Genomic DNA, 19,282 nt, shown 5'->3' on the forward strand with positions numbered 1-19,282 from the left:
CGCTCGCGTGTGGGAGCCCGTGCGGGACGTTCGCGCCCCGGTCGGTTCTCCTCCGTCAGTTCTCCTCGGTTCTCCTCCGTCAGCTCTCTTCCGTCAGCTGCTGGTCCAGTTCGTCGAAGAGCAGCTCTTCGTGGTCGATCTGGCCGGTGCGGTAGGCGGTCCGGGCCACCAGATGGGCGGCCACGGGACCGGTCATCAGCTGGAAGAAGCCGATGAGCGCCAGGGTGGCGAGGTCCATGCCGCTGCGCAGCCGCAGCGCGACCCCGGCGAGGACCAGGAGCATGCCGAGGGTCTGCGGTTTGGTCGCGGCGTGGCTGCGGGAGAGCACATCGGGCAACCGCAGCATCCCGATCACGCCGAGCAGGCAGATGGCCGCGCCGGTGAGGACCAGGACCGCACCCCCCGTGTCGAGGACCTGGAGCCAGACGTTCACCGCGATCTCCCCTCGGAGTTGTCGGGGCCGTCCCCGTTCGTGCCGCGCCGGGGCGGCCGGTCGCGTACGGCGATGAAGCGGGCGATGCCGACCGACCCGGTGAACCCGAGGAAGGCCAGCACCAGCATGACCGGGAAGTAGAACGAGTCGCGTGCGAAGGCGGACTTGGCGCCGAGGCCCGCGATGATGAGGGCCGCGCACACATCGAGCGAGATGGCCCGGTCCAGCATGGAGGGGCCCCGCCAGATGCGGGCGAGGAGCCCCGCACCGGCGACGACGATCACCACGACGGCCGCGGTGAGCAGTACCCGGTCGACGGTCTCCGGTGCGCTCATACGTCGCCCTCCCGGTCGGTTGCGGTCGATGGCGGTGGTGCGGCGACGCGGGCGATCTCGTCGGGGGTGCCGAAGGCCCGTACGGCCAGCCGTTCCAGGCGCCAGACGGAGCGGCGTGCCGCGTCGAGGACGGCGGGCCGGTCCGCGTCGAGGACGTGCAGGAAGACGGTGGCCGTGGCGCGGCGCACCTCGACGACCGATCCGCCGGGCACATTGGACACGGCTACGGCGGTGGCCGCGAGCATCAGGTCGGAGCGGCAGCGCAGTGGCACCGCGATGACGGCGGCCCGGTGCGGGTGTTCGACGAAGATCTGCCGGGTGACGCGTACGCCCGAGGTGTACATGTCGTAGAGCAGATATCCGGCGAGCATCAGGATGCCCCAGGGGTGCAGGCGGAGCCCGAGGTCGACCCGGGGCAGCGGGAAGGCCAGGCAGACGACCACCGCGACGACCGCGCCGGTGAGCAGGTTGGCCAGGTTCGGGCTGGACCAGAGCAGTACCCAGATGAGGGTGAGCCAGGCGATCAGCGGGAGGTCGAGCACGCGCCGTCGGCGCCCGACGAACTCGCAGCTGAAGGGTGGCAGGTCCTTGTTCCGGAAGGACAGTCTGAGCAGGCGCTTCACCGGCCGAGCACCGCCGTCACATAGGGGGTCCGCGCGATGAGTTCGGCGGCCGCGCGGTCGGTGTAGGAGGTCAGGGGTCCCGCGAACACGGTGAAGGCGAGGCCGAGCGCGACGGCCGCGGCGGTGGCTCCGGTCATCGGCAGGGGGAGTTTCCTGGTGGTGGTGACGGCGTGACCGTGCAGGGTGGCCGCGACGGCCCGTCCGGCGGGCTGGTGGCGGGGGCGGACCGGTTCGTCGCCGGTGCCGGGGATGTGGTCGGGGCCCTCGTCCCCGTCCTCGTCGCCCTCGTCGGAGTCGGACTCCAGGACGGTGCCGTCGGCGGCCTGGCCGGGGGGTGCGGCCCGCCAGAACGCCAGGTTCCAGACCTTGGCGATCACGTACAGGGTGAGGAGGCTGGTCACCGCCGAACCGGTGACGAGGATCCAGGCCCAGACGCTGCCGTCGGCGACCCCGGCCCGCATCAGCCCGAGCTTGCCGATGAAGCCGGAGAGCGGCGGGATGCCGGCCAGGTTCATGGCGGGCACGAAGAAGAGGACGGCGAGCAGCGGGGCGGCCTTGGCGAGGCCGCCGATCCGGGTGAGTTCGGTGGTGCCGCCCCGGCGTTCGATCAGCCCCGCCACCAGGAAGAGCGTGGTCTGGACGGTGATGTGGTGGGCGACGTAGACGATCGCGCCGCCGTACGCGTCCCGGGTGGCGAGTCCGATGCCGAAGACCATGTAGCCGATGTGGCTGATGAGGGTGAAGGAGAGGAGCCGTTTCAGGTCGGTCTGGGCGACGGCTCCGAGGATGCCGACGACCATCGAGGCGAGTGCGGCGGCCATCAGCAGATCGCCGAGCCGGTTGCCGGGGAAGAGCAGTGTCTCCGTACGCAGCATGCTGTAGACGCCGACCTTGGTGAGCAGGCCGGCGAAGACGGCGGTGACCGGGGCGGGAGCGGTCGGGTAGGAGTCGGGGAGCCAGGCGGCGAGCGGGAAGACGGCGGCCTTGATGGCGAAGACGGTGAGCAGCATCGCCTGGATCAGGGTCTGGACGCCGAGCGGGAGTTCGGCGAGGCGGACGGCGAGCTGGGCGAAGTTCGCGGTGCCGGTCGCCGCGTACGTCATGGCGATGGCGGTGAGGAAGAGCATCGACGAGAACAGCGAGATGATCACGTAGGTGGAGCCCGCGCGGATGCGGGGTCCGGTGCCGCCGAGGGTGAGCAGCACGAAGCTGGCGACCAGCATGATCTCGAAGCCGACGTAGAGGTTGACGAGGTCGCCCGCGAGGAAGGTGCAGGAGACCCCGGCGACCAGGATCAGATAGGCGGGGTGGAAGACCGCCACGGGTGTCTCCTCCTCGCGGTCGGCCATGCCCTGGCCGAGGGAGTAGACCAGCACGCAGAGCGTGACGGCCGAGGAGACGGTCAGCATCAGTCCGGACAGCCGGTCGGCGACCAGGGTGATGCCGAGCGGCGGGGCGAAGTCGCCGAGGTGGACGGTGAGCGGGCCGCGGATGTCGGCGACGATCATCAGGGTGACGGAGAGCCCGAGTACGGCGGTGAGCACGGCGACGCTGATGAGGCGCTGGACCTGTTTGAGGCGGGTGCCGAAGGCGAGGCTCAGGCCGGTGGCGCAGAGCGGCAGCAGCACCGGCAGGGGGACGAGTGCGTTCATCCGGTGGCTCCCGGGTCGGCGTCGGGGTGGGGCTGCGGTGCCGCGTAGTCCTCGGGGTCGGCGCCCAGTACGTCGTGCCAGAGGTCCCCGGTGGCGTAGCGGCCGCGGGCCTGGAGGGCGCGGTCGGCGCGCAGCCGGGCCCGCAGGCGGCGGCGCTCCTCGCGGTAGCGGGTGCGTTGCTCGTCCGTGATGTCGGAGGCGGCCCGGTAGCGCTCGCGCAGTTCGTCCCGCTCCCCCAGCACCTCGGCGCGCAGTGCGATGCGCCGGTCCTCGTCGTCGTCGTGGACCTCGTCCGTGCCGGTCAGCTGGTGGCCGCGGTAGGCCATGGCGAGGAGGAACGCCGTGGTGGCGAGGGTGATGACGATCGCGGTGAGCGCGATCGCCTGCGGCAGCGGGTCGGTGACCCGGCCCAGCGGGACGCCGTAGAGGAGTGGTTCCGCACCGGCCCGTCCGCCGGCGGCGAGGACGAGCAGGTTGATGCCGTTGCCGGCGATCACGGCGCCGAGCAGGATGCGGGTGAGCGGCCGGGTGAGCATGAGGATGCCGCCGACCGCGCAGAGCACCGCGGCGGTGGCCAGGAGGGAGGCGCTGACGGTCATCCGGGGGTGCCTTCCGTTCCGGGTGCCGGACGCGGTGGTGCGGCGGTGTTCGCGGCGGCCGCCTTCTCGGCCGCCTCGCGCTCGATCTGACGGTCGATCTTGGCGCCGAGTGCGCGCACGATGTCCAGGACCACGCCCAGGACCAGCAGATAGACCCCGAAGTCGAAGAGGACGGGCGTACCGATGTGGTAATCGCCGATCAGCGGCAGCCGGCCGTGGTGGGTCCAGGCGTGCAGGACCGTTCCGTCGGCGAGACCGAGCAGAGCGACACCGGTGGAGACGAACAGCCCGAGGCCGGTGAAGAGTCCGGGCTGGAGCGGGGCCGCCTCGGCCAGTTCGAACCGGCCGCCCGCCAGGTAGCGGGTGATCAGGGCGAGTCCGGCGACGAGTCCGGCGACGAAGCCGCCGCCCGGCATGTTCTCGGCGCAGAACAGCAGATAGAGCGAGAGCACCAGGACCGGGTGGAACAGCAGCCGGGCCACGACCTCGAAGACGACGGAGCGGTGTTCGGGCGCCAGCGTGGAGCCGGCCGCGAGCCAGTCGCGCTCGGGCGCCCCTTCGTCGCCCTGCGGAAGTCCCGTCAACCCGGGGGTCGTCAGCGACCAGGCGGTACGTCCCCGTACCTCTTCGCGCGGCGAAGGTCCCTCGGTCCGGCGGTGCAGATAGAGCAGGCTCGTCACACCGACCGCCGCCGCGGCCAGCACGGCGGACTCCCCCATCGTGTCCCAGGACCGCAGGTCGACGAGGATGGTGGCCACGACGTCCTTCAGCCCGTGGTGGGAGACCTCCTCCACCATGGCCGCGCCCGCCGGGGCCGCCGAACGGGCAGCCGCGGCGACCCACACCACCACGCCGAGCGTCGCCGCCGCGGCCAGTGCCACCGGGATGCGCACGGCCCGCCGCCAGGTGCTGACCGACTCCTGGAAGTGCACCGGCATCCGTCGCAGCACCAGCACGAACACGATCATCGATACGGTCTCGACGCAGAACTGGGTGAGTGCCAGGTCCGGGCCGCCGTGGACGACGAAGAGCAGCGCCGCGCCGTATCCGGTGAGCCCGGCCAGGACCACGGCCTTCATCCGGCGTCGCACGGTGAGGCACAGGAGGGCGGCCGCGCAGGTCAGCACGGCGACGGCGCCCTGCAGGGGGACGTCCCAGATCCTCGGGGCCGCGGCCGTGCGCCAGGGCCGGTCCACGGCGAGGACGGTGACCTGGCCGGCCAGCATCACGAGCAAGGTGGTGGCGAGGTAGACGGAGAGCGAGCCGCGCTGGACGAAGCCGGTGAGCTGGAGGGAGAGCCGTTCCATGCCGAGCAGCAGATGTCCGAAGACGCTGTCGGCGGTCGGCCAGGCGATCCGCCGGGAGAGCCGGGTCACGGTGGTGCGCCCCAGGAAGAGCACCGCACCGCCCGCGAGGGCGACGGCCGAGAGCAGCAGGGCCGTCCCGAAGCCGTGCCAGAGCGCGAGGTGGTACGGATGGGCGGACGGAGGGAACGCGTCCGCGTACGCGCCGAACAGCCGGTCGGTCCATCCGACGCCCGGCCCCAGCACCAGCCCGCAGAGCGCGAGCAGGGCGGGCGGTGCGAGGAACGACCGGCCGACCCGGTGCACCGGGGTGTCCTCGACCCCGGGCTTGCGGGCGAAGGCGCCCCAGACGAACCGCGCGGTGTACGCGACGGTCAGCGCCGAGCCCGCGACCGTGACGCCCAGCGCCCAGCGGTCGGCGGCCGATCCGTGCAACAGCGCCTCGAAAGCGGCCTCCTTGGCGGCGAAGCCGAGCAGCGGGGGCAGGGCCGCCATGGACGCGGCCGCGAGCACCGCCACCGCGCAGACGTGCGGCAGGGCCCGGCCGACGCCGGAGAGCCTGCGCAGATCGCGGGTGCCCGCCGCGTGGTCGACGATGCCGGTGACGAGGAACAGCGGGGCCTTGAACAGCGCGTGGCCCAGGATCATGACGGCGGCGGCCAGCGCGGTGTCCCGGCTGCCGGCCCCGGCGAGCAGGGTGAGGAAGCCGAGCTGGCTGACGGTCCCGTAGGCGAGGACGAGCTTGAGGTCGTTCAGGCGCAGCGCCCGCCAGCCGCCGAGCAGCATGGTCGCGGCGCCCAGGACGATCACGACGGGCCGCCAGACGGGCACGTCCGCGAAGCCGGGCGCGAGCCGCGCGACCAGGTAGACGCCGGCCTTCACCATCGCGGCGGCGTGCAGATAGGCGCTGACGGGGGTGGGCGCGGCCATGGCGTTGGGCAGCCAGAGACTGAACGGCCAGACCGCCGACTTCGACAGGGCCCCGCACAGGATCAGCACCACCGCGACGGAGATGGCGAGGGTGGCCCGTGGCGGGTCGGCGAGGATCGCGGAGATGCGGTACGTACCGGCCGCCTGACCGATCATCAGGAAGCCGACGAGCATCGCGAGGCCGCCGAGGGTGGTCACGGTGAGTGCCTGGAGCGCGGAGCGCCGGCTGTGCTTCTGCTCGCTGTCGTACCCGATCAGCAGGTACGAGAAGACCGTGGTCAGCTCCCAGAACACATAGAGCGAGATCAGGTCGTCGGCGAGGACGAGGGCGAGCATGGCGCCCGCGAACGCCAGCAGGTTCCCGGCGAATCCGGCCAGTTGCGGGGTCCCGTCGGTGAAGTACGAGGCGCAGTAGAGCAGGACGAGGGTGCCGATCCCGGCCGCGAGCAGCACCATCAGCTCGGCGAGCGCGTCGAACCGCAGGACGACGGTGACGTCGTACGCCGGCATCCACCGCCATGACCAGCTGACCGCACCGCCGGACGCCACGGTGTTCCACTGCGTGGCCGCCCACACGGTGGCGGCGGCCGGTGGCAGCGCGAGGACGACGAAGGCGCGTGTGCCCAGCCTCCGTACCAGCGGGCGCGCGCAGGCGGCCAGGACGAAGTGGCAGACGATGAGCGCGGTCATACGGCCCCGGCGGGGACCCCGCGCCCGCCCGGGACGGAGGTCCGGGGCCTGGGCGATGCATCACGAGCAAAGAGCACTAAATACAGATATATCCCCGACCGCGCTTCACCCTTACGGCGCGCCGCATCCGGCGCTTCGGGATGGCTGTGACGGAGCTGTGCGTGACCGGTGATGCACTTGTGAGCCCACTTTCTTTTCATTTTTTCACTGTGACTAATATCTATCTGTCGAAGTTCTCAACGGATTTGACCAGTCCTGAGGCTGGCATCATCAAGGAGCACGCCCTGCGCACGCGCGCCTCACGGCGGACCGAGTCGACCACCATGTCGCTGCGGACAGCCCTGCTCGTTCTGGCCATCGTTCCCGGCGTCGCACTGGCCGCCCTCTGGGCCGTCACCAGTGGCCAGACCCTGCTGGACTTCCAACGTCAGGCAGCCCAGGGGCAGTTGGCGCAGAAGGCCGGTCAGCCGTCCAACATCGTGTACTACAACCTGCAGCAGGAGCGCCGGCTGAGCGCCGAGGCACTCGCCCGGCACAAGGGCGCCACCGGGGAACTCCAGCGGCAGCGCAAGCTGACCGACAAGGCCGTCGAGAGCTTCCGGGCACTCTCCGACGTGGCGACCGACGACGCCCCCGCCGAGGTCCGTGACGCGGTGGGCAAGGCCCGCGAAGCCATCAACCAGCTGCCCGCCCAGCGCGCCCTCGTCGACGACGGCGGCAGCGACCAGCAGAAGGCCGTGTACGGCTACTACACGGATCTGATCGCGGTCGACCTCCAGCTCTTCGCGGCGCTCAGCCATGTCGACAACGGCCGGATCACCACGCTCTCGCAGCCTCTGGTCGACCTGTTCTGGACCAAGGAGATGATCTCCCGTTCGGACGCACTGCTGGCGCGCGGCTGGTCCAGGGGGAAGCTGAGCACCGAGGACCTGAAGCTGGTCCGGGAGGCGGTTTCCGGCCAGGAACTCCAGTACTCCACCAAGGTCGTTCCCCAGCTTCCCCCGGACGAGAAGGCCATGTGGGAGGAGATCACCCGCAGCGCGGCCTGGAAGACCAAGACGCAGGTCGAGGACGAGGTGTTGCGTCCGGCCGATGCCGACGCGAAGGGGTTCGTCGCTCTCGAAGCCCGGGAGAAGACCTGGCGCGGCGCGATGGACGAGCTCACCCCGCAGATCGAGAAGCTGCTCGAACACCGCACCGCCGACGTGGTCGAGGAGGGCAAGGGCAGCGTCATGTCGCTGCTGTTCAAGATGGTGCTGACCACGGTCGTCGGTCTGGTGGCCGTGATCGCGGTCATCTGGACCACCTGGCGCCTCACCCGCAACCTCCGCCGCCGGATCGGCAGCCTCCAGGAGCGGGCCGAGGAACTGGAGAAGGCCCTGCCGGACGTCGTCGAGCGGCTCGCCCAGGGCGAGCGGATCGATGTCGAGGCCGAGGCGCGGGCCATCGAGCACGACAGCAAGGGCGGCAGGAGCGACGAACTGACGCAGCTCGGCGACGCGCTCAACCTGGCGCGCACCAGTGCGCTGGCGGCGGCCGTCAAACAGGCCGACCAGCACCGCGGCTTCGAGCGGCTGCTCCAGCGCATCGCCCGCCGTACCCAGCAGTTGATCGGCCAGCAGCTGAAGCGGCTGGACGAGCTGGAGCGCAAGCACGAGGACCCCGAGGTGCTCGACGGGCTCTTCGACCTCGACCACCTCACCGCCCGACTGCGGCGGTACGAGGAGAACCTGGTGATCCTCGCGGGCGGTTCCCCGCACCGGCGCTGGCGCAAGCCGGTTCCGCTGCTGGACGTGATGCGGTCCGCCCAGGGCGAGGTGCAGGACTACCGGCGGGTGGTGCTGGACCTCGACGGCAGCCCCTGGCTGTCCGAGCGGGCCGTCGGCCCGGTCTCCCACGTGCTCGCCGAGCTCATCGAGAACGCGCTCACCTTCTCCCGGCCGCCGAGCCCGGTCGAGGTCAGGGCCGCCAAGGTGAGCCGGGGTCTGGCCATCGAGGTCGAGGACCGTGGCCTCGGGATGGAGGAGGACCAGCTGGCGGCGGCCAACGAACTCATGGTCCGGCCACCCAGGATGGACGTGCTCGCCCACTCCGACGACATCCGTCTCGGTCTGTACGTGATCGCCCGGCTGGCGGACCAGCACGGCCTGCGGGTGGAGTTCCGCTCCTCGGCGTACGGCGGTACCCGCGTGGTCCTGCTCGTCCCCGACGAGCTGACCGTCCCCGAACCGCGGACCGGCCCGGCCGGTGTACCGGCCCCCGCCGCCGCACCCACCGCACCCGCTGCCCCCGCTGCCCCCGCGCCGGGCGACGCGCTGCCCACCCGCGTACAGGGTCAGGCGCTGGCCGGAGTCACCGCGCTGAACACGGCGGGCGTCCCGTACGCCACCGCCGAGCAGCCGTACCCGGCACCGGAGCAGGAACAGCCCTACCCGCCGGCCGGAACCCCGTTCACGGGCCAGGAACCGCCGTACGCCACACCTGAGCCCGCGAACCCGGCACCCGGTGAGGCGTTCGGAGCGCCGACGGCCCCCTACGCCGCGCCGTTCGCGACGCACGAGGACCCCTACGGCCCGACCGAACAGCCCTACATGACGGCCGCCGGTCAGTATCCGGTGGACCAGCCCCCGTACCCGGCGCCCGAGGAGCCGTACGGGAACCCGCAGCAGCCGTACGCCTCCCCGTACTCCTCCGGTGCCGGGGCGGACCGTACGTCCCCGCCGGTCCCGGCGCACCGGCAGTCCGGTCCGGAAGGCGTCCGGCCCGCACCGCTGCCGGTGTCCGAGCCGGACCACCCCGCGCCGCCGGAGCCGGAAGCCGTCCGCGCCCGGAACACCGGGCACGGGTCCGAGCCGCCCGCCCTCCCCTCCCCCGGTGCGGAACCCCCGTTGCCGCGCCGGGTCCGGCAGGCCAGCCTGGCCGACGAACTGCGCATCGACCCGGCCGCCCGGCCCGTCGCACCGCAGCCGCCGAGCCGGCCGGAGAACCCGCTGCCACGACCGGAGCCACGCCGCACCGGAGCCGCGATCGGCGCGTTCCAGCGCCGGTCCCGTGCCGCCCGCGCGACCGACGAGGCGCCGCGGCAGCCCGCACCGCCCGCCATCCCCCAGCCCACGAGAGAAGAACGGCCATGACACGCACAACCGCCACCCACCAGGATCTCGACTGGCTGCTCGACGGCCTGGTGGACTCGGTGGCCGAGACCCGGAACGCCGTCCTGCTGTCCGACGACGGACTCGTGGTGAGCCACTCGCGCACCATCGACCGCTCCGACGCCGAACGGCTCGCCGCCATCTGCACCGGCCAGCAGAGCCTGGCCCGCGGCGTCGGCCAGCTCTTCGACGGCGGCGGCGTCCACCAGGTGATCGTCGAGCTGAACGAGCTCTGGCTCTTCATCATCGCCGCCGCCCAGGGCACCCATCTGGCCGTCATCGCCTCCCAGGAGGTGGACGCCGAGATCATGTCGCTCGCCATGCACAACCTCGTGCAGCAGGTCGGCCAGAAGCTCAGCACCCCGGCCCGTGAGTTCGACGCCTTCGGTACCGGGGACGGGCAGCGCGCGTGACCCCGTACTGGGAGGACGAGGCCGAGGAGGACGGGGCGGGCACGATGGTGCGCCCGTACACGATCACCCGGGGCCGGACCGCTCCCGAGCGGGACGACTTCAGCCTCATCACCGTGCTCACGACCGCGCAGGACCCCCGGGACGAGCACGGTGCGCCGGTCCGGCCCGGGAGGCTCCAGCCGGAACACCGGATGATCCTGGAGCGCTGCCACCGCCCGGCCGCGGTCGCCGAGGTCGCCTCCGACCTCGGCCTCCCGGTATCGGTGACCAAGATCCTGCTGGCCGACCTCGTCGCCCAGGGCCTGCTGCTGGCCCGCGCCCCGCTCTCGGTGGCGCGGGTGGCGGGCGGGGCCGACATGGGCATGCTGGCCGCCGTTCGTGACGGACTCCGGAGACTCTGAACCAAAATGACAAGCAGTCAGGCGGCCCCCGCCGCCGTCAAGATACTGATCGCCGGAGGCTTCGGCGTCGGCAAGACCACCCTGGTGGGCGCGGTCAGCGAAGTCGCGCCGCTGCGCACCGAGGAGTACCTGACCAAGGCCAGCATCGGCGTCGACGACCTGGCCGGCATCGGCCAGAAGGACACGACGACCGTGGCGCTGGACTTCGGCCGGATCACGGTCAGTCCCGAACTCGTGGTCTACCTCTTCGGCACCCCCGGCCAGGAACGCTTCTGGTTCATGTGGAACGACCTGGTCAACGGGGCGCTCGGCGGAGTGGTGATCGCCGACACCCGCAGGCTGGAGACGAGCTTCGCCTCGATCGACTTCTACGAGAGCCGGGACATCCCGTTCGTGGTCGCGATCAACTGCTTCCACGGCCACAACACCCGTACACCGGAGGAGATCAGGGCCGCTCTCGACCTCGACCCGCACGTACCGCTGCTGATCGGCGACGTCCGCGAGCGGCCGTTCGGCCGGGACGTGCTGCTGGCCCTGGTGGACCACCTGATGAGCCTGCCCGTCGCGGCCGGCTGACCGTCCGCCCCTGCAACTCCCCGCACCTTTCTCGCTCTGGAGACACCTGAGATGGCAACACCCCTGCGCGTCCTGATTCACGGCGGCGGCATCGGCGGACTCACCCTCGCCACCGCACTGGCCCGGCGCGGCCACACCGTCGAGGTCGCCGAGCTCCGTGACGAGGTGGACGCGCTCGGCGTCGGCATCATCCAGCCGTCCAACGCACTGCACGTGATGCGTGAGATCGGGGTTCTCGACGACTGCCTGGAGGCGGGCTTCGAGTGGGAGGTCCTGACCATCGCCGATCCGGCCGGCAACACGCTCGCCGAGATACCCCAGCCCCGGATGGGCGACGCCCCCTCCAACAACGGCATCCCGCGCCCCGCCCTGGCCCGGGTGCTGAACTCCGCCGCCGTCGGCGCGGGCGCGAAGATCCGCTTCGGCACCACCATCACCGAACTGACCGACGACGGCCAGGGCGTGGACGTCACCCTGTCCGACGGTTCCTCGGGCCGCTGGGACCTGGTGGCCGGCTTCGACGGCATCGGTTCGCCGCTGCGCACCCGGCTCTACGGGGACCGCTACACCCCCGAGTACACCGGCTTCGCCAACTGGCGGGTCACGGTTCCGCGCCAGCCCCGGGTGCGGGGCGTGGTGATGGGCACCGCGGGCAAGGACGCCAAGGCGCTGCTCACCCCCATCACCGAGGAACTGATGTACCTGGGCGCGGTGTTCGCGGAGGCCGAGGACTTCCGGCCGGACCCGGAGCGGGCCCACGAGCAGCTCACGGAGCGGCTGTCGATGTTCTCCGGGCCGGTCGCCGAGGCGCTCGCCACCGTGACCGACCCGGCCTCGGTGGTGTACTCGCGGATCTCCCAGGTGACGGTCGAGGAGCCGTGGCACGTCGGCCGGGTCGTGCTGGCCGGTGACGCCGCGCACGCCTCCACCCCGCACATCGCGCAGGGCGCGGCGATGGCCGTCGAGGACGCGCTGGTGCTCGCCGAGTCGCTGGACGCCGGGACCGAGGTGGCCGCGGCCCTCGACGTGTGGGAGGCACGCCGCCGCCCCCGGGCCATGTGGGTGCAGGCCATGTCGCGTGCGGTGCTCAAGCAGGAGACGGGCAACGAGACGACGCCCGAGGAGGACGAGCTGCTGAAGGTCGGCATTCCGGGTGCGGCGCACGTGCTGGTGAAGCCGTACTGACCGGCACCGACGGGCTGATACGCCCATGACCGTGCGGGCCCGGACCACCGGGCCCGCACGGCGCGTTCACGGCAGGACGGCCACCCCGTCGATCTCGACCAGGGCCTGTTCGTCCCAGAGTCTGGCCACACCGATGACCGCCATCGCCGGGTAGTCGCGGCCGGCCAGCCGCCGCCAGATCCGGCCGATTTCCTCGGCCCGTTCGCGGTAGTCGGCCACATCGGTGGCGTACACGGTGACCCGGGCGAGGTCCGTCGGGGCGCCGCCCGCCGCGCCCAGTGCGGTGAGCAGGTTGGTGAGCGCCGTCGCGAACTGCTCGGGCAGATCGTCACCGACGACCTTGCCGTCCTGGTCGAGGGAGGTCTGCCCGGCCAGGAAGACCAGGTGGCCGCCGGTCACGGTGACGGCGTGCGAGAAGCCCGTGGGCGGGGACAGCTCGACGGGGTTGATCCGGTGGACCGGACTCATGCGGACGCCTCCCGGCTCGCGTACAGCTCCTTGGCGATGATGGTGCGCTGGACCTCGCTGGCGCCCTCGTAGATCCGTGGCGCGCGGACCTCCCGGTAGAGGTGTTCCAGGAGGTGGCCGCGGCGCAGGGCGCGGGCGCCGTGCAGTTGGACGGCGGTGTCGACGACGTACTGCGCGGTCTCGGTGGCGTACAGCTTCGCCATGGCGGCCCGGCGCGGCACGCCGGACTCCCCCGCGTCGTACGCGGCCGCGGCCGCGTACACCAGGAGCCGGGCGGCCTCGGTCCGGGTCGCCATCTCGGCGACCTGGTGGGAGACGGCCTGAAGGTCCTTCAGCGGGCCGCCGAACGCGGTGCGGTGGGCGGTGTGCTCCACCGTGGCGTCGAGCGCCGCGCGGGCCATGCCGACGGCGAACGCTCCGACGCTGGGGCGGAACAGGTTGAGGGTGTCCATGGCGACCCGGAATCCCCGGTCCGGTTCGCCGAGGACGTCGTCCGGTCCGACCGGGACACCGTCGAAGTCCAGCGCCCCGATGGGGTGCGGCGAGAGCATGTCCAGAGCGGTACCGGTCAGTCCGGGGCGGTCCGCGGGGACCAGGAACGCGGTGACGCCGCGGGAGCCCGCATCCTGGGTCGTGCGGGCGAAGACCGTGTAGAAGTCGGCCTCCGGCGCGTTGGAGATCCAGCACTTCTCACCGGTCAGCCGCCAGCCGCCGGAGGTGTGTCCGGCGTTCAGGGCGAGGGCCGCCGCGTCGGAGCCCGCGCCCGGCTCGCTGAGCGCGAAGGCGGCGACGGCGCGGCCCGCCCGCACCTCGGGGAGCCAACGCTCGCGCTGGGCCGGCGTGCCCGAGCGGAGCAGCGGGTGGGTGCCGAGGCCCTGGAGGGCCAGAGCGGTCTCGGCCTCGGTGCAGCCGCGGGCCAGGGACTCGCGGAGCAGGCAGAGGCCCAGGGCGCCGGAGTCCAGCATCCGGTCGAGGAGGCCCGATTCGCCGAGTGCGGCGATCAGGGGACGGTTGACATGTCCGGGGTCACCCTTCTCCGCGAGGGGGCGCAGACTCTGCTCGGCAAGGGTCCTCAGCTCTTCACACCAGGCGGTTTGCGCCGGGTCGAGCGAGAATGCCGTCATACCGGCACCTCTCTTGTCGCGTCTTCTCGGTTTCTCGTGCCCGTTCTTCGCATCGGCGCTCCGGCCTGTCGTCCTGTCCGTTCCCGTGCTCGTCTTCCCGCCTGTTCGAATTCCAGTCCACTCGCCCTATCGCGGACCGTTGACTACCGTCACCCAAACGATACGCTCCAGAGGCGACAAGGGGGCGATCCGTCATGGACCCGAAGACCTCAGCGCACCTCGACACCTTCGCCAGGGAGCACCTGCCACCCCGGGACGAGTGGCCGGAACTGCTCTTCGACCTGCCCGAACTGCACTATCCGGACCGCCTCAACTGCGCGGCGGAGCTGCTGGACCGCACGGCCGACCGCCTGGGCCCCGACCGCCCCGCCTTCCGTACCCCGGACGGCGGGATCTGGAGCTACGGGGAGCTGCGGGAGCGGGTGGACCGGATCGCCCATGTCCTCACCTCCGAGCTGGGGGTCGTCCCCGGCAACCGCGTCCTGCTGCGCGGCCCCACCACCCCCTGGCTGGCCGCCTGCTGGCTCGCGGTGCTGAAGGCCGGTGCGATCGCCGTCACGGTGCTGGACCGGCAGCGGTCCGCCGAACTGTCGACCATCTGCTCCATCGCCCGGGTGAGTCACGCGCTGTGCGACGTCCGGGCGGCCGACGATCTGGTGAAGGCCGAGGTGCCCGGGCTGCGGGTCACGGTGTACGGGGGTGACGCCCCGGACGACCTGCTGCGGCTGGCGGATGCCAGGACCGGGCCGTACCGCGCCGTGGACACGGCGGCGGACGACGTCGCGCTGATCGCGTTCACCTCGGGCACCACCGGACGGCCCAAGGGCTGCATGCACTTCCACCGGGATGTGCTCGCCATCGCCGACACCTTCTCGGCGCATGTGCTGCGGCCCACGCCCGAGGACGTGTTCGCGGGCAGTCCGCCGCTCGGCTTCACCTTCGGGCTCGGGGGTCTGGTGGTCTTCCCGCTGCGGGCCGGTGCCAGTTCCCTGCTGCTCGAACAGTCCGGTCCGGCCCAGTTACTGCCCGCGCTCGCCGCCCACCGGGTCTCGGTGCTGTTCACCGCGCCGACCGCCTACCGCGTGATGCTCGACCGCATCGACGGGCACGACCTGAGCGCGCTGCGCCGCTGCGTCTCGGCCGGGGAGAACCTTCCGGTGGGCACCTGGCGGTCCTGGCACGAGCGGACGGGGCTACGCATCATCAACGGCATCGGCGCCACCGAGCTGCTGCACATCTTCATCTCGGCCTCCGACGACGCGATCCGCCCCGGCACCACTGGAGTCCCCGTGCCCGGCTGGCAGGCCCGGGTGCTGGACCGTGAGGGCCGGCCGGTCCAGGACGGCGAGCCCGGACTGCTCGCCGTACGCGGCCCGGTCGGCTGCCGCTATCTCGCCGACGAACGCCAGCGGGACTATGTGGCGCACGGCTGGAACCTCACCGGTGACACCTATGTGCGCGACGCGGACGGCTACTTCCGTTACGTGGCCCGCGCCGACGACATGATCATCTCCTCCGGCTACAACATCGCGGGCCCCGAGGTGGAGGATGCCCTGCTGCGCCACCCCTCGGTGGCCGAGGCGGCCGTGGTGGGCCGGGCGGACGAGCTGCGCGGCCAGATCGTGGTGGCGTACGTGGTGCTGCGCGAGGGCACGGCGACGACGGCCGAGGAGCTGCGCGCGTTCATGAAGAACGAGCTGGCCCCGCACAAGTGCCCGCGCGTCGTCGAGTTCCTGCCCGCTCTCCCCCGCACCGCCACCGGCAAGCTCCAGCGCTTCCGGCTGCGGGACGGCTGAAACGAAAAGGGGGGTGCCGTGCTCCCCGCGCACCCGGCAGGATGAACCATGCCCTGGACCTTCACCGATGACGTCGATGTCTTCCTCGACGCGGCCGGCACCTCGCTGGCCGCCCGACCCGCCGAGAACACCCTGGTGCTGACCGTCACCGCGACGCTCCGGCGCGACGGGCCGCACGCCTACGGGGACGCCGCCCCGCTGCTGGGCTGGTGGCGCGGGGCGGACGGCGAGGTCGCGGGGACGCTGGTGCGGACCCCGCCGCATCCGCCGCTGCTGGGGGCCGTCGCCCCGGAGGCGGTCGGTCCGCTGGCCGAGGCGCTGCCCCTGACCCGGATCAACGCGGACCGGGCCACCGCCGAGGCGCTCGCCGCGGCCTGGCCCGGCCACCGGGTCGACGAGGAGCAGCGGCTCTACCGGCTGACGACGCTGGTCCCGCCCTCCCCCGCCCCCTCCGGACGGCCCAGGACCGCCGTCGCCGCCGACCGGGGGCTGCTGCTGCGCTGGCATCACGCCTTCGCCGACGAGGTCGGCCAGTCCGGCGCCCGGGTCGAGCGGATGGTCGACGGCCGTACCGCGTCCGGCGCGCTGACGCTCTGGGAGGACGGCGGTGTCCCGGTGTCGATGGCGGGCGTCTCCCCGCGACTCGCGGGCATGGTGCGGGTCGTGACGGTCTACACCCCGCCGGAGCATCGCGGCCGGGGCTACGCGGCCGCGGTGACGGCGGAGGTCAGCCGGGTGGCGCGGGAGGCCGGCGCGCAGGAGGTACTGCTCTTCACCGACCTCGCGAACCCCACCAGCAACGGCGTGTACCGGCGCATCGGCTACCGGCCGGTCTCGGACCGGCTGGTGGTCAGCGCGGCGGAGCGATGAGCGGGCTGCCTGAACCCGTCTGGCTGGTCGCCGCGAACGTGGTGCTGTGGCGGCGGTACGGGGACCTGAGCCAGCAGCTGCGTCCCGGTACGAAGGCGTACCGGGGCGGGGCGAAGGTGTACGTCGTCGACACCTACCCGGGGATGGGTCACCAGCAGCTCACCACGGTGGGACACGGGCGGCACACCGGCCGCTGGATCACCATCGACACGGGGACCCGTCATCTGCACACCTTCCGGGCGCAGTTGGTGTACGCACCGGCGGTGCTGAAGCGGTGCGCGGGCCGGGGCTCAGGCACCCGCGAGGAGGCCGGGGAGCTGGCCGCGCTGCTGGAGCGGGTCGCCCGCGAGGAGCGGCACGCCCACCACGGGGCCCCGCACCCAAACGGGTGCCGGTGTCACGAGTGTCCGTCCGTCAGCCCAGGGTGAGTCGCGGCTTCGGCGCGTCCGTGCGGCCGGTCGGCGGGGTGCGGCTGCCCGCACGGTACGGGAGCGGCCAGGGCGCGCCCGGTCCCTCGTAGCCCTGCTCGGCCGCCGCGTGCAGGGTCCAGTGCGGGTCGTGGAGATGGGGGCGGGCCAGCGCGCAGAGGTCGGCCCGGCCCGCGAGCAGCAGGGAGTTGACGTCGTCCCAGGAGGAGATCGCGCCGACGGCGATGACGGGCACGCACAGGGTGTTGCGGATCCGGTCCGCGTACGGGGTCTGGTACGAACGGCCGTACTCGGGGCGCTCGTCGGGCACGACCTGGCCGGTGGAGACGTCGATGGCGTCGGCCCCGTGGGCGACGAAGGCACGGGCGATCTCGACGGCGTCCTCGGCCGTGGTGCCGCCCTCGGCCCAGTCAGTGGCGGAGATCCGGACGGTCATGGGCCGGTCGTCGGGCCAGACGGCCCGGACGGCGTCGAAGACTTCGAGGGGGAAGCGGAGCCGGTTGCTCAGTGATCCGCCGTAGTCGTCGGTGCGGTGGTTGGTGAGCGGCGAGAGGAAGCCGGAGAGCAGATAGCCGTGGGCGCAGTGGAGTTCGAGCAGGTCGAAGCCGCAGCGGTCGGCGCGCCGGGCCGCCGAGACGAACTGTTCGCGCACGGTGTCGAGTCCGGCCCGGTCCAGGGCGTGCGGGACCTGGTTGACACCGTCCGCGTAGGGGATCGGGGAGGCCGCGGCGAGCGGCCAGTTGCCGTGGTCGAGCGGCTGGTCGATGCCCTCCCACATCAGCCTGGTGGAGCCCTTGCGCCCGGAGTGGCCGAGCTGCACACCGATGGCCGTGCCGGGTGCGCCCGCATGGACGAAGTCGGTGATCCGGGTCCAGGCGGCGGCCTGCTCGGGGGTGTAGAGGCCGGTACAGCCGGGGGTGATGCGGCCCTCGGCGCTGACGCACACCATCTCCGTCATGACGAGTCCGGCGCCGCCGAGCGCGCGTGCGCCGAGGTGGACGAGGTGGAAGTCGCCGGGGACGCCGTCGACGGCGGAGTACATGTCCATGGGTGAGACGACGACGCGGTTGCGGAGTTCCAGGCCGCGCAGCCGCAGCGGGGTGAACATCGGCGGGACGCCCGGTACGCAGCCGAACTCCTCCTCGACGGCGGCGGTGAAGGAGGCGTCGCGCAGCCGCAGATTGTCGTGGGTGACGCGGCGGCTGCGGGTGAGGAGGTTGAAGGCGAACTGGCGGGGCGGCTGGTCGACGTAGGTGCCCAGCTCCTCGAACCAGCGCAGGCTGGCCGCGGCGGCCCGCTGGGTCGATTCGACGACCGGTCGGCGCTCGGCCTCGTACGCGCCCAGTGCGCGCGGCAGGTCGGGCTGTTCCTCGATGCAGGCGGCGAGGGCGAGGGCGTCCTCGACGGCGAGTTTGGTGCCGGAGCCGATGGAGAAGTGCGCGGTGTGGGCGGCGTCGCCGATGAGGACCGTGTTGCCGTGCGACCAGTGGGCGTTGACGACGGTGCGGAAGGTGAGCCAGGAGGAGTTGTTGGAGCGCAGCGCCCGGCCGCCGAGCGCCTCGGTGAAGATCTTGGCGCACCGCAGCGTCGAGTGCTCGACCGCGCAGCTGTCGAAGCCGGCGGCCCGCCAGACCTCCTCGCGCATCTCGACGATGACGGTGGAGGCGTCGGCCGCGTAGGGGTAGCCGTGGAGCTGCATCACCCCGTACGCGGTCTCGGCGGTCTCGAAGCGGAAGGCGTCGAGGGCGAAGTCGGCGGCGAGCCAGATGTAGCGGCAGCGGTGGGTGGTGAGGCGGGGGCCGAAGGTGTCGGCGTGGGCGGCGCGGGTGAGGCTGTGCACACCGTCGGCGGCGATCACCAGGTCATGGGTGGCGGCCAGCTCGGCGGCCGGCGGTGCCCCGGTACGGAAACGGAGGTGGACGCCGAGGGACTGGCAGCGTTCCCGCAGGATCCGCAGCAGCCTGCGTCGGCCCAGCGCGGCGAAGCCGTGGCCGCCGGATGTCTGGGTGACGCCCCGGTGGACGATGTCGATGTCGTCCCACCGTACGAATGCGTCCCTGAGGGCCCGGTACACGACGGGGTCGGCGTGTTCGATGCCGCCGAGGGTCTCGTCGGAGAGCACGACGCCGAAGCCGAAGGTGTCCTCGGGAGCGTTGCGCTCCCAGACGGTGATCTCACGGTCCGGGTCGAGCCGCTTGAGCAGGGCCGCGGCATAGAGTCCGCCGGGCCCGCCGCCGATGACCGCGATGCGCTTCACGCCGGTCCGGGTCGTACCGGCCGCAGCCGCTTCGGGCGCCATCGCG

The 19,282-nt window shown here is 72.2% G+C and carries 17 protein-coding genes; 8 read left to right on the forward strand and 9 right to left on the reverse strand.

Annotated elements, in window-relative coordinates; genetic code table 11:
* Positions 1–79: 79 nt before the first annotated feature.
* The 6 genes from mnhG to ACWCPY_RS11365 are packed head-to-tail and all read right to left on the reverse strand — an operon-like array spanning position 80 to position 6,566.
* On the reverse strand, positions 80–433 hold the full coding sequence (mnhG, locus tag ACWCPY_RS11340; protein ID WP_451264073.1) for a monovalent cation/H(+) antiporter subunit G: 354 nt from the start codon (positions 431–433) through the stop codon (positions 80–82).
* Entirely contained in the window at positions 430–768 is a 339-nt protein-coding gene (locus tag ACWCPY_RS11345) for a monovalent cation/H+ antiporter complex subunit F (RefSeq protein WP_451264074.1), read from the reverse strand. The genes mnhG and ACWCPY_RS11345 overlap by 4 nt, the downstream gene beginning before the upstream one ends.
* Positions 765–1,391, reverse strand: coding sequence for a Na+/H+ antiporter subunit E (locus ACWCPY_RS11350; RefSeq protein ID WP_451264075.1), 627 nt, complete (start codon positions 1,389–1,391; stop codon positions 765–767). The genes ACWCPY_RS11345 and ACWCPY_RS11350 overlap by 4 nt, the downstream gene beginning before the upstream one ends.
* Positions 1,388–3,043, reverse strand: coding sequence for a Na+/H+ antiporter subunit D (locus tag ACWCPY_RS11355; protein WP_451264076.1), 1,656 nt, complete (start codon positions 3,041–3,043; stop codon positions 1,388–1,390). The genes ACWCPY_RS11350 and ACWCPY_RS11355 overlap by 4 nt, the downstream gene beginning before the upstream one ends.
* Positions 3,040–3,642 (reverse strand): Na(+)/H(+) antiporter subunit C, encoded by a 603-nt coding sequence (locus tag ACWCPY_RS11360; protein WP_451264077.1) that lies wholly within the window; start codon positions 3,640–3,642, stop codon positions 3,040–3,042. The genes ACWCPY_RS11355 and ACWCPY_RS11360 overlap by 4 nt, the downstream gene beginning before the upstream one ends.
* A complete protein-coding gene (locus ACWCPY_RS11365) occupies positions 3,639–6,566 on the reverse strand; it encodes a Na+/H+ antiporter subunit A (RefSeq protein WP_451264078.1) in 2,928 nt (975 codons plus the stop codon). Before ACWCPY_RS11365 ends, ACWCPY_RS11360 begins: the two co-directional genes overlap by 4 nt.
* 245 nt (positions 6,567–6,811) lie before the next feature.
* Between ACWCPY_RS11365 and ACWCPY_RS11370 the strand changes: the two genes are divergently transcribed.
* From ACWCPY_RS11370 to ACWCPY_RS11390, 5 genes are read left to right on the forward strand one after another with little or no spacing between them, the layout of a single operon-like run.
* Entirely contained in the window at positions 6,812–9,700 is a 2,889-nt protein-coding gene (locus ACWCPY_RS11370) for a nitrate- and nitrite sensing domain-containing protein (RefSeq protein ID WP_451264079.1), read from the forward strand.
* Positions 9,697–10,131 carry a roadblock/LC7 domain-containing protein gene (locus ACWCPY_RS11375; RefSeq protein ID WP_403770510.1) on the forward strand — a complete coding sequence of 145 codons (435 nt, stop codon included), beginning with the start codon at positions 9,697–9,699 and terminating at the stop codon, positions 10,129–10,131. The genes ACWCPY_RS11370 and ACWCPY_RS11375 overlap by 4 nt, the downstream gene beginning before the upstream one ends.
* A complete protein-coding gene (locus ACWCPY_RS11380) occupies positions 10,128–10,532 on the forward strand; it encodes a DUF742 domain-containing protein (RefSeq protein WP_401529497.1) in 405 nt (134 codons plus the stop codon). The genes ACWCPY_RS11375 and ACWCPY_RS11380 overlap by 4 nt, the downstream gene beginning before the upstream one ends.
* Before the next feature lie 6 nt (positions 10,533–10,538).
* Positions 10,539–11,108, forward strand: a complete 570-nt coding sequence (locus ACWCPY_RS11385) for a GTP-binding protein (protein ID WP_451264080.1) — start codon at positions 10,539–10,541, stop codon at positions 11,106–11,108.
* 51 nt (positions 11,109–11,159) lie between these two features.
* Positions 11,160–12,293, forward strand: coding sequence for an FAD-dependent monooxygenase (locus ACWCPY_RS11390; protein ID WP_451264081.1), 1,134 nt, complete (start codon positions 11,160–11,162; stop codon positions 12,291–12,293).
* A gap of 66 nt (positions 12,294–12,359) precedes the next feature.
* Here ACWCPY_RS11390 and ACWCPY_RS11395 read toward each other — a convergent pair whose 3' ends face one another.
* Positions 12,360–12,761: a RidA family protein gene (locus ACWCPY_RS11395; RefSeq protein ID WP_451264082.1), complete on the reverse strand. Its 402-nt coding sequence runs from the start codon at positions 12,759–12,761 to the stop codon at positions 12,360–12,362.
* On the reverse strand, positions 12,758–13,885 hold the full coding sequence (locus tag ACWCPY_RS11400) for an acyl-CoA dehydrogenase family protein (RefSeq protein WP_451264083.1): 1,128 nt from the start codon (positions 13,883–13,885) through the stop codon (positions 12,758–12,760). Before ACWCPY_RS11400 ends, ACWCPY_RS11395 begins: the two co-directional genes overlap by 4 nt.
* Before the next feature lie 194 nt (positions 13,886–14,079).
* On the opposite strand from ACWCPY_RS11400, the gene ACWCPY_RS11405 reads away from it, so the two are divergent.
* Genes ACWCPY_RS11405 through ACWCPY_RS11415 form a run of 3 tightly spaced genes read left to right on the forward strand, consistent with a single transcriptional unit; the run spans position 14,080 to position 16,979 of the window.
* Positions 14,080–15,681 (forward strand): AMP-binding protein, encoded by a 1,602-nt coding sequence (locus ACWCPY_RS11405; protein WP_451264084.1) that lies wholly within the window; start codon positions 14,080–14,082, stop codon positions 15,679–15,681.
* 48 nt (positions 15,682–15,729) lie between these two features.
* Complete coding sequence (locus ACWCPY_RS11410; protein WP_451264085.1) at positions 15,730–16,551, forward strand: GNAT family N-acetyltransferase; 822 nt, start codon at positions 15,730–15,732, stop codon at positions 16,549–16,551.
* The gene (locus tag ACWCPY_RS11415) at positions 16,548–16,979 is read left to right on the forward strand and encodes a hypothetical protein (protein WP_451264086.1); all 432 of its coding nucleotides are present in this window, start codon (positions 16,548–16,550) and stop codon (positions 16,977–16,979) included. The genes ACWCPY_RS11410 and ACWCPY_RS11415 overlap by 4 nt, the downstream gene beginning before the upstream one ends.
* Here ACWCPY_RS11415 and ACWCPY_RS11420 read toward each other — a convergent pair.
* Positions 16,966–19,278: a bifunctional salicylyl-CoA 5-hydroxylase/oxidoreductase gene (locus tag ACWCPY_RS11420; protein ID WP_451264087.1), complete on the reverse strand. Its 2,313-nt coding sequence runs from the start codon at positions 19,276–19,278 to the stop codon at positions 16,966–16,968. The genes ACWCPY_RS11415 and ACWCPY_RS11420 overlap by 14 nt on opposite strands.
* Positions 19,279–19,282: the final 4 nt, after the last annotated feature.

It is taken from the genome of Streptomyces sp. NPDC002403, from assembly GCF_053593015.1.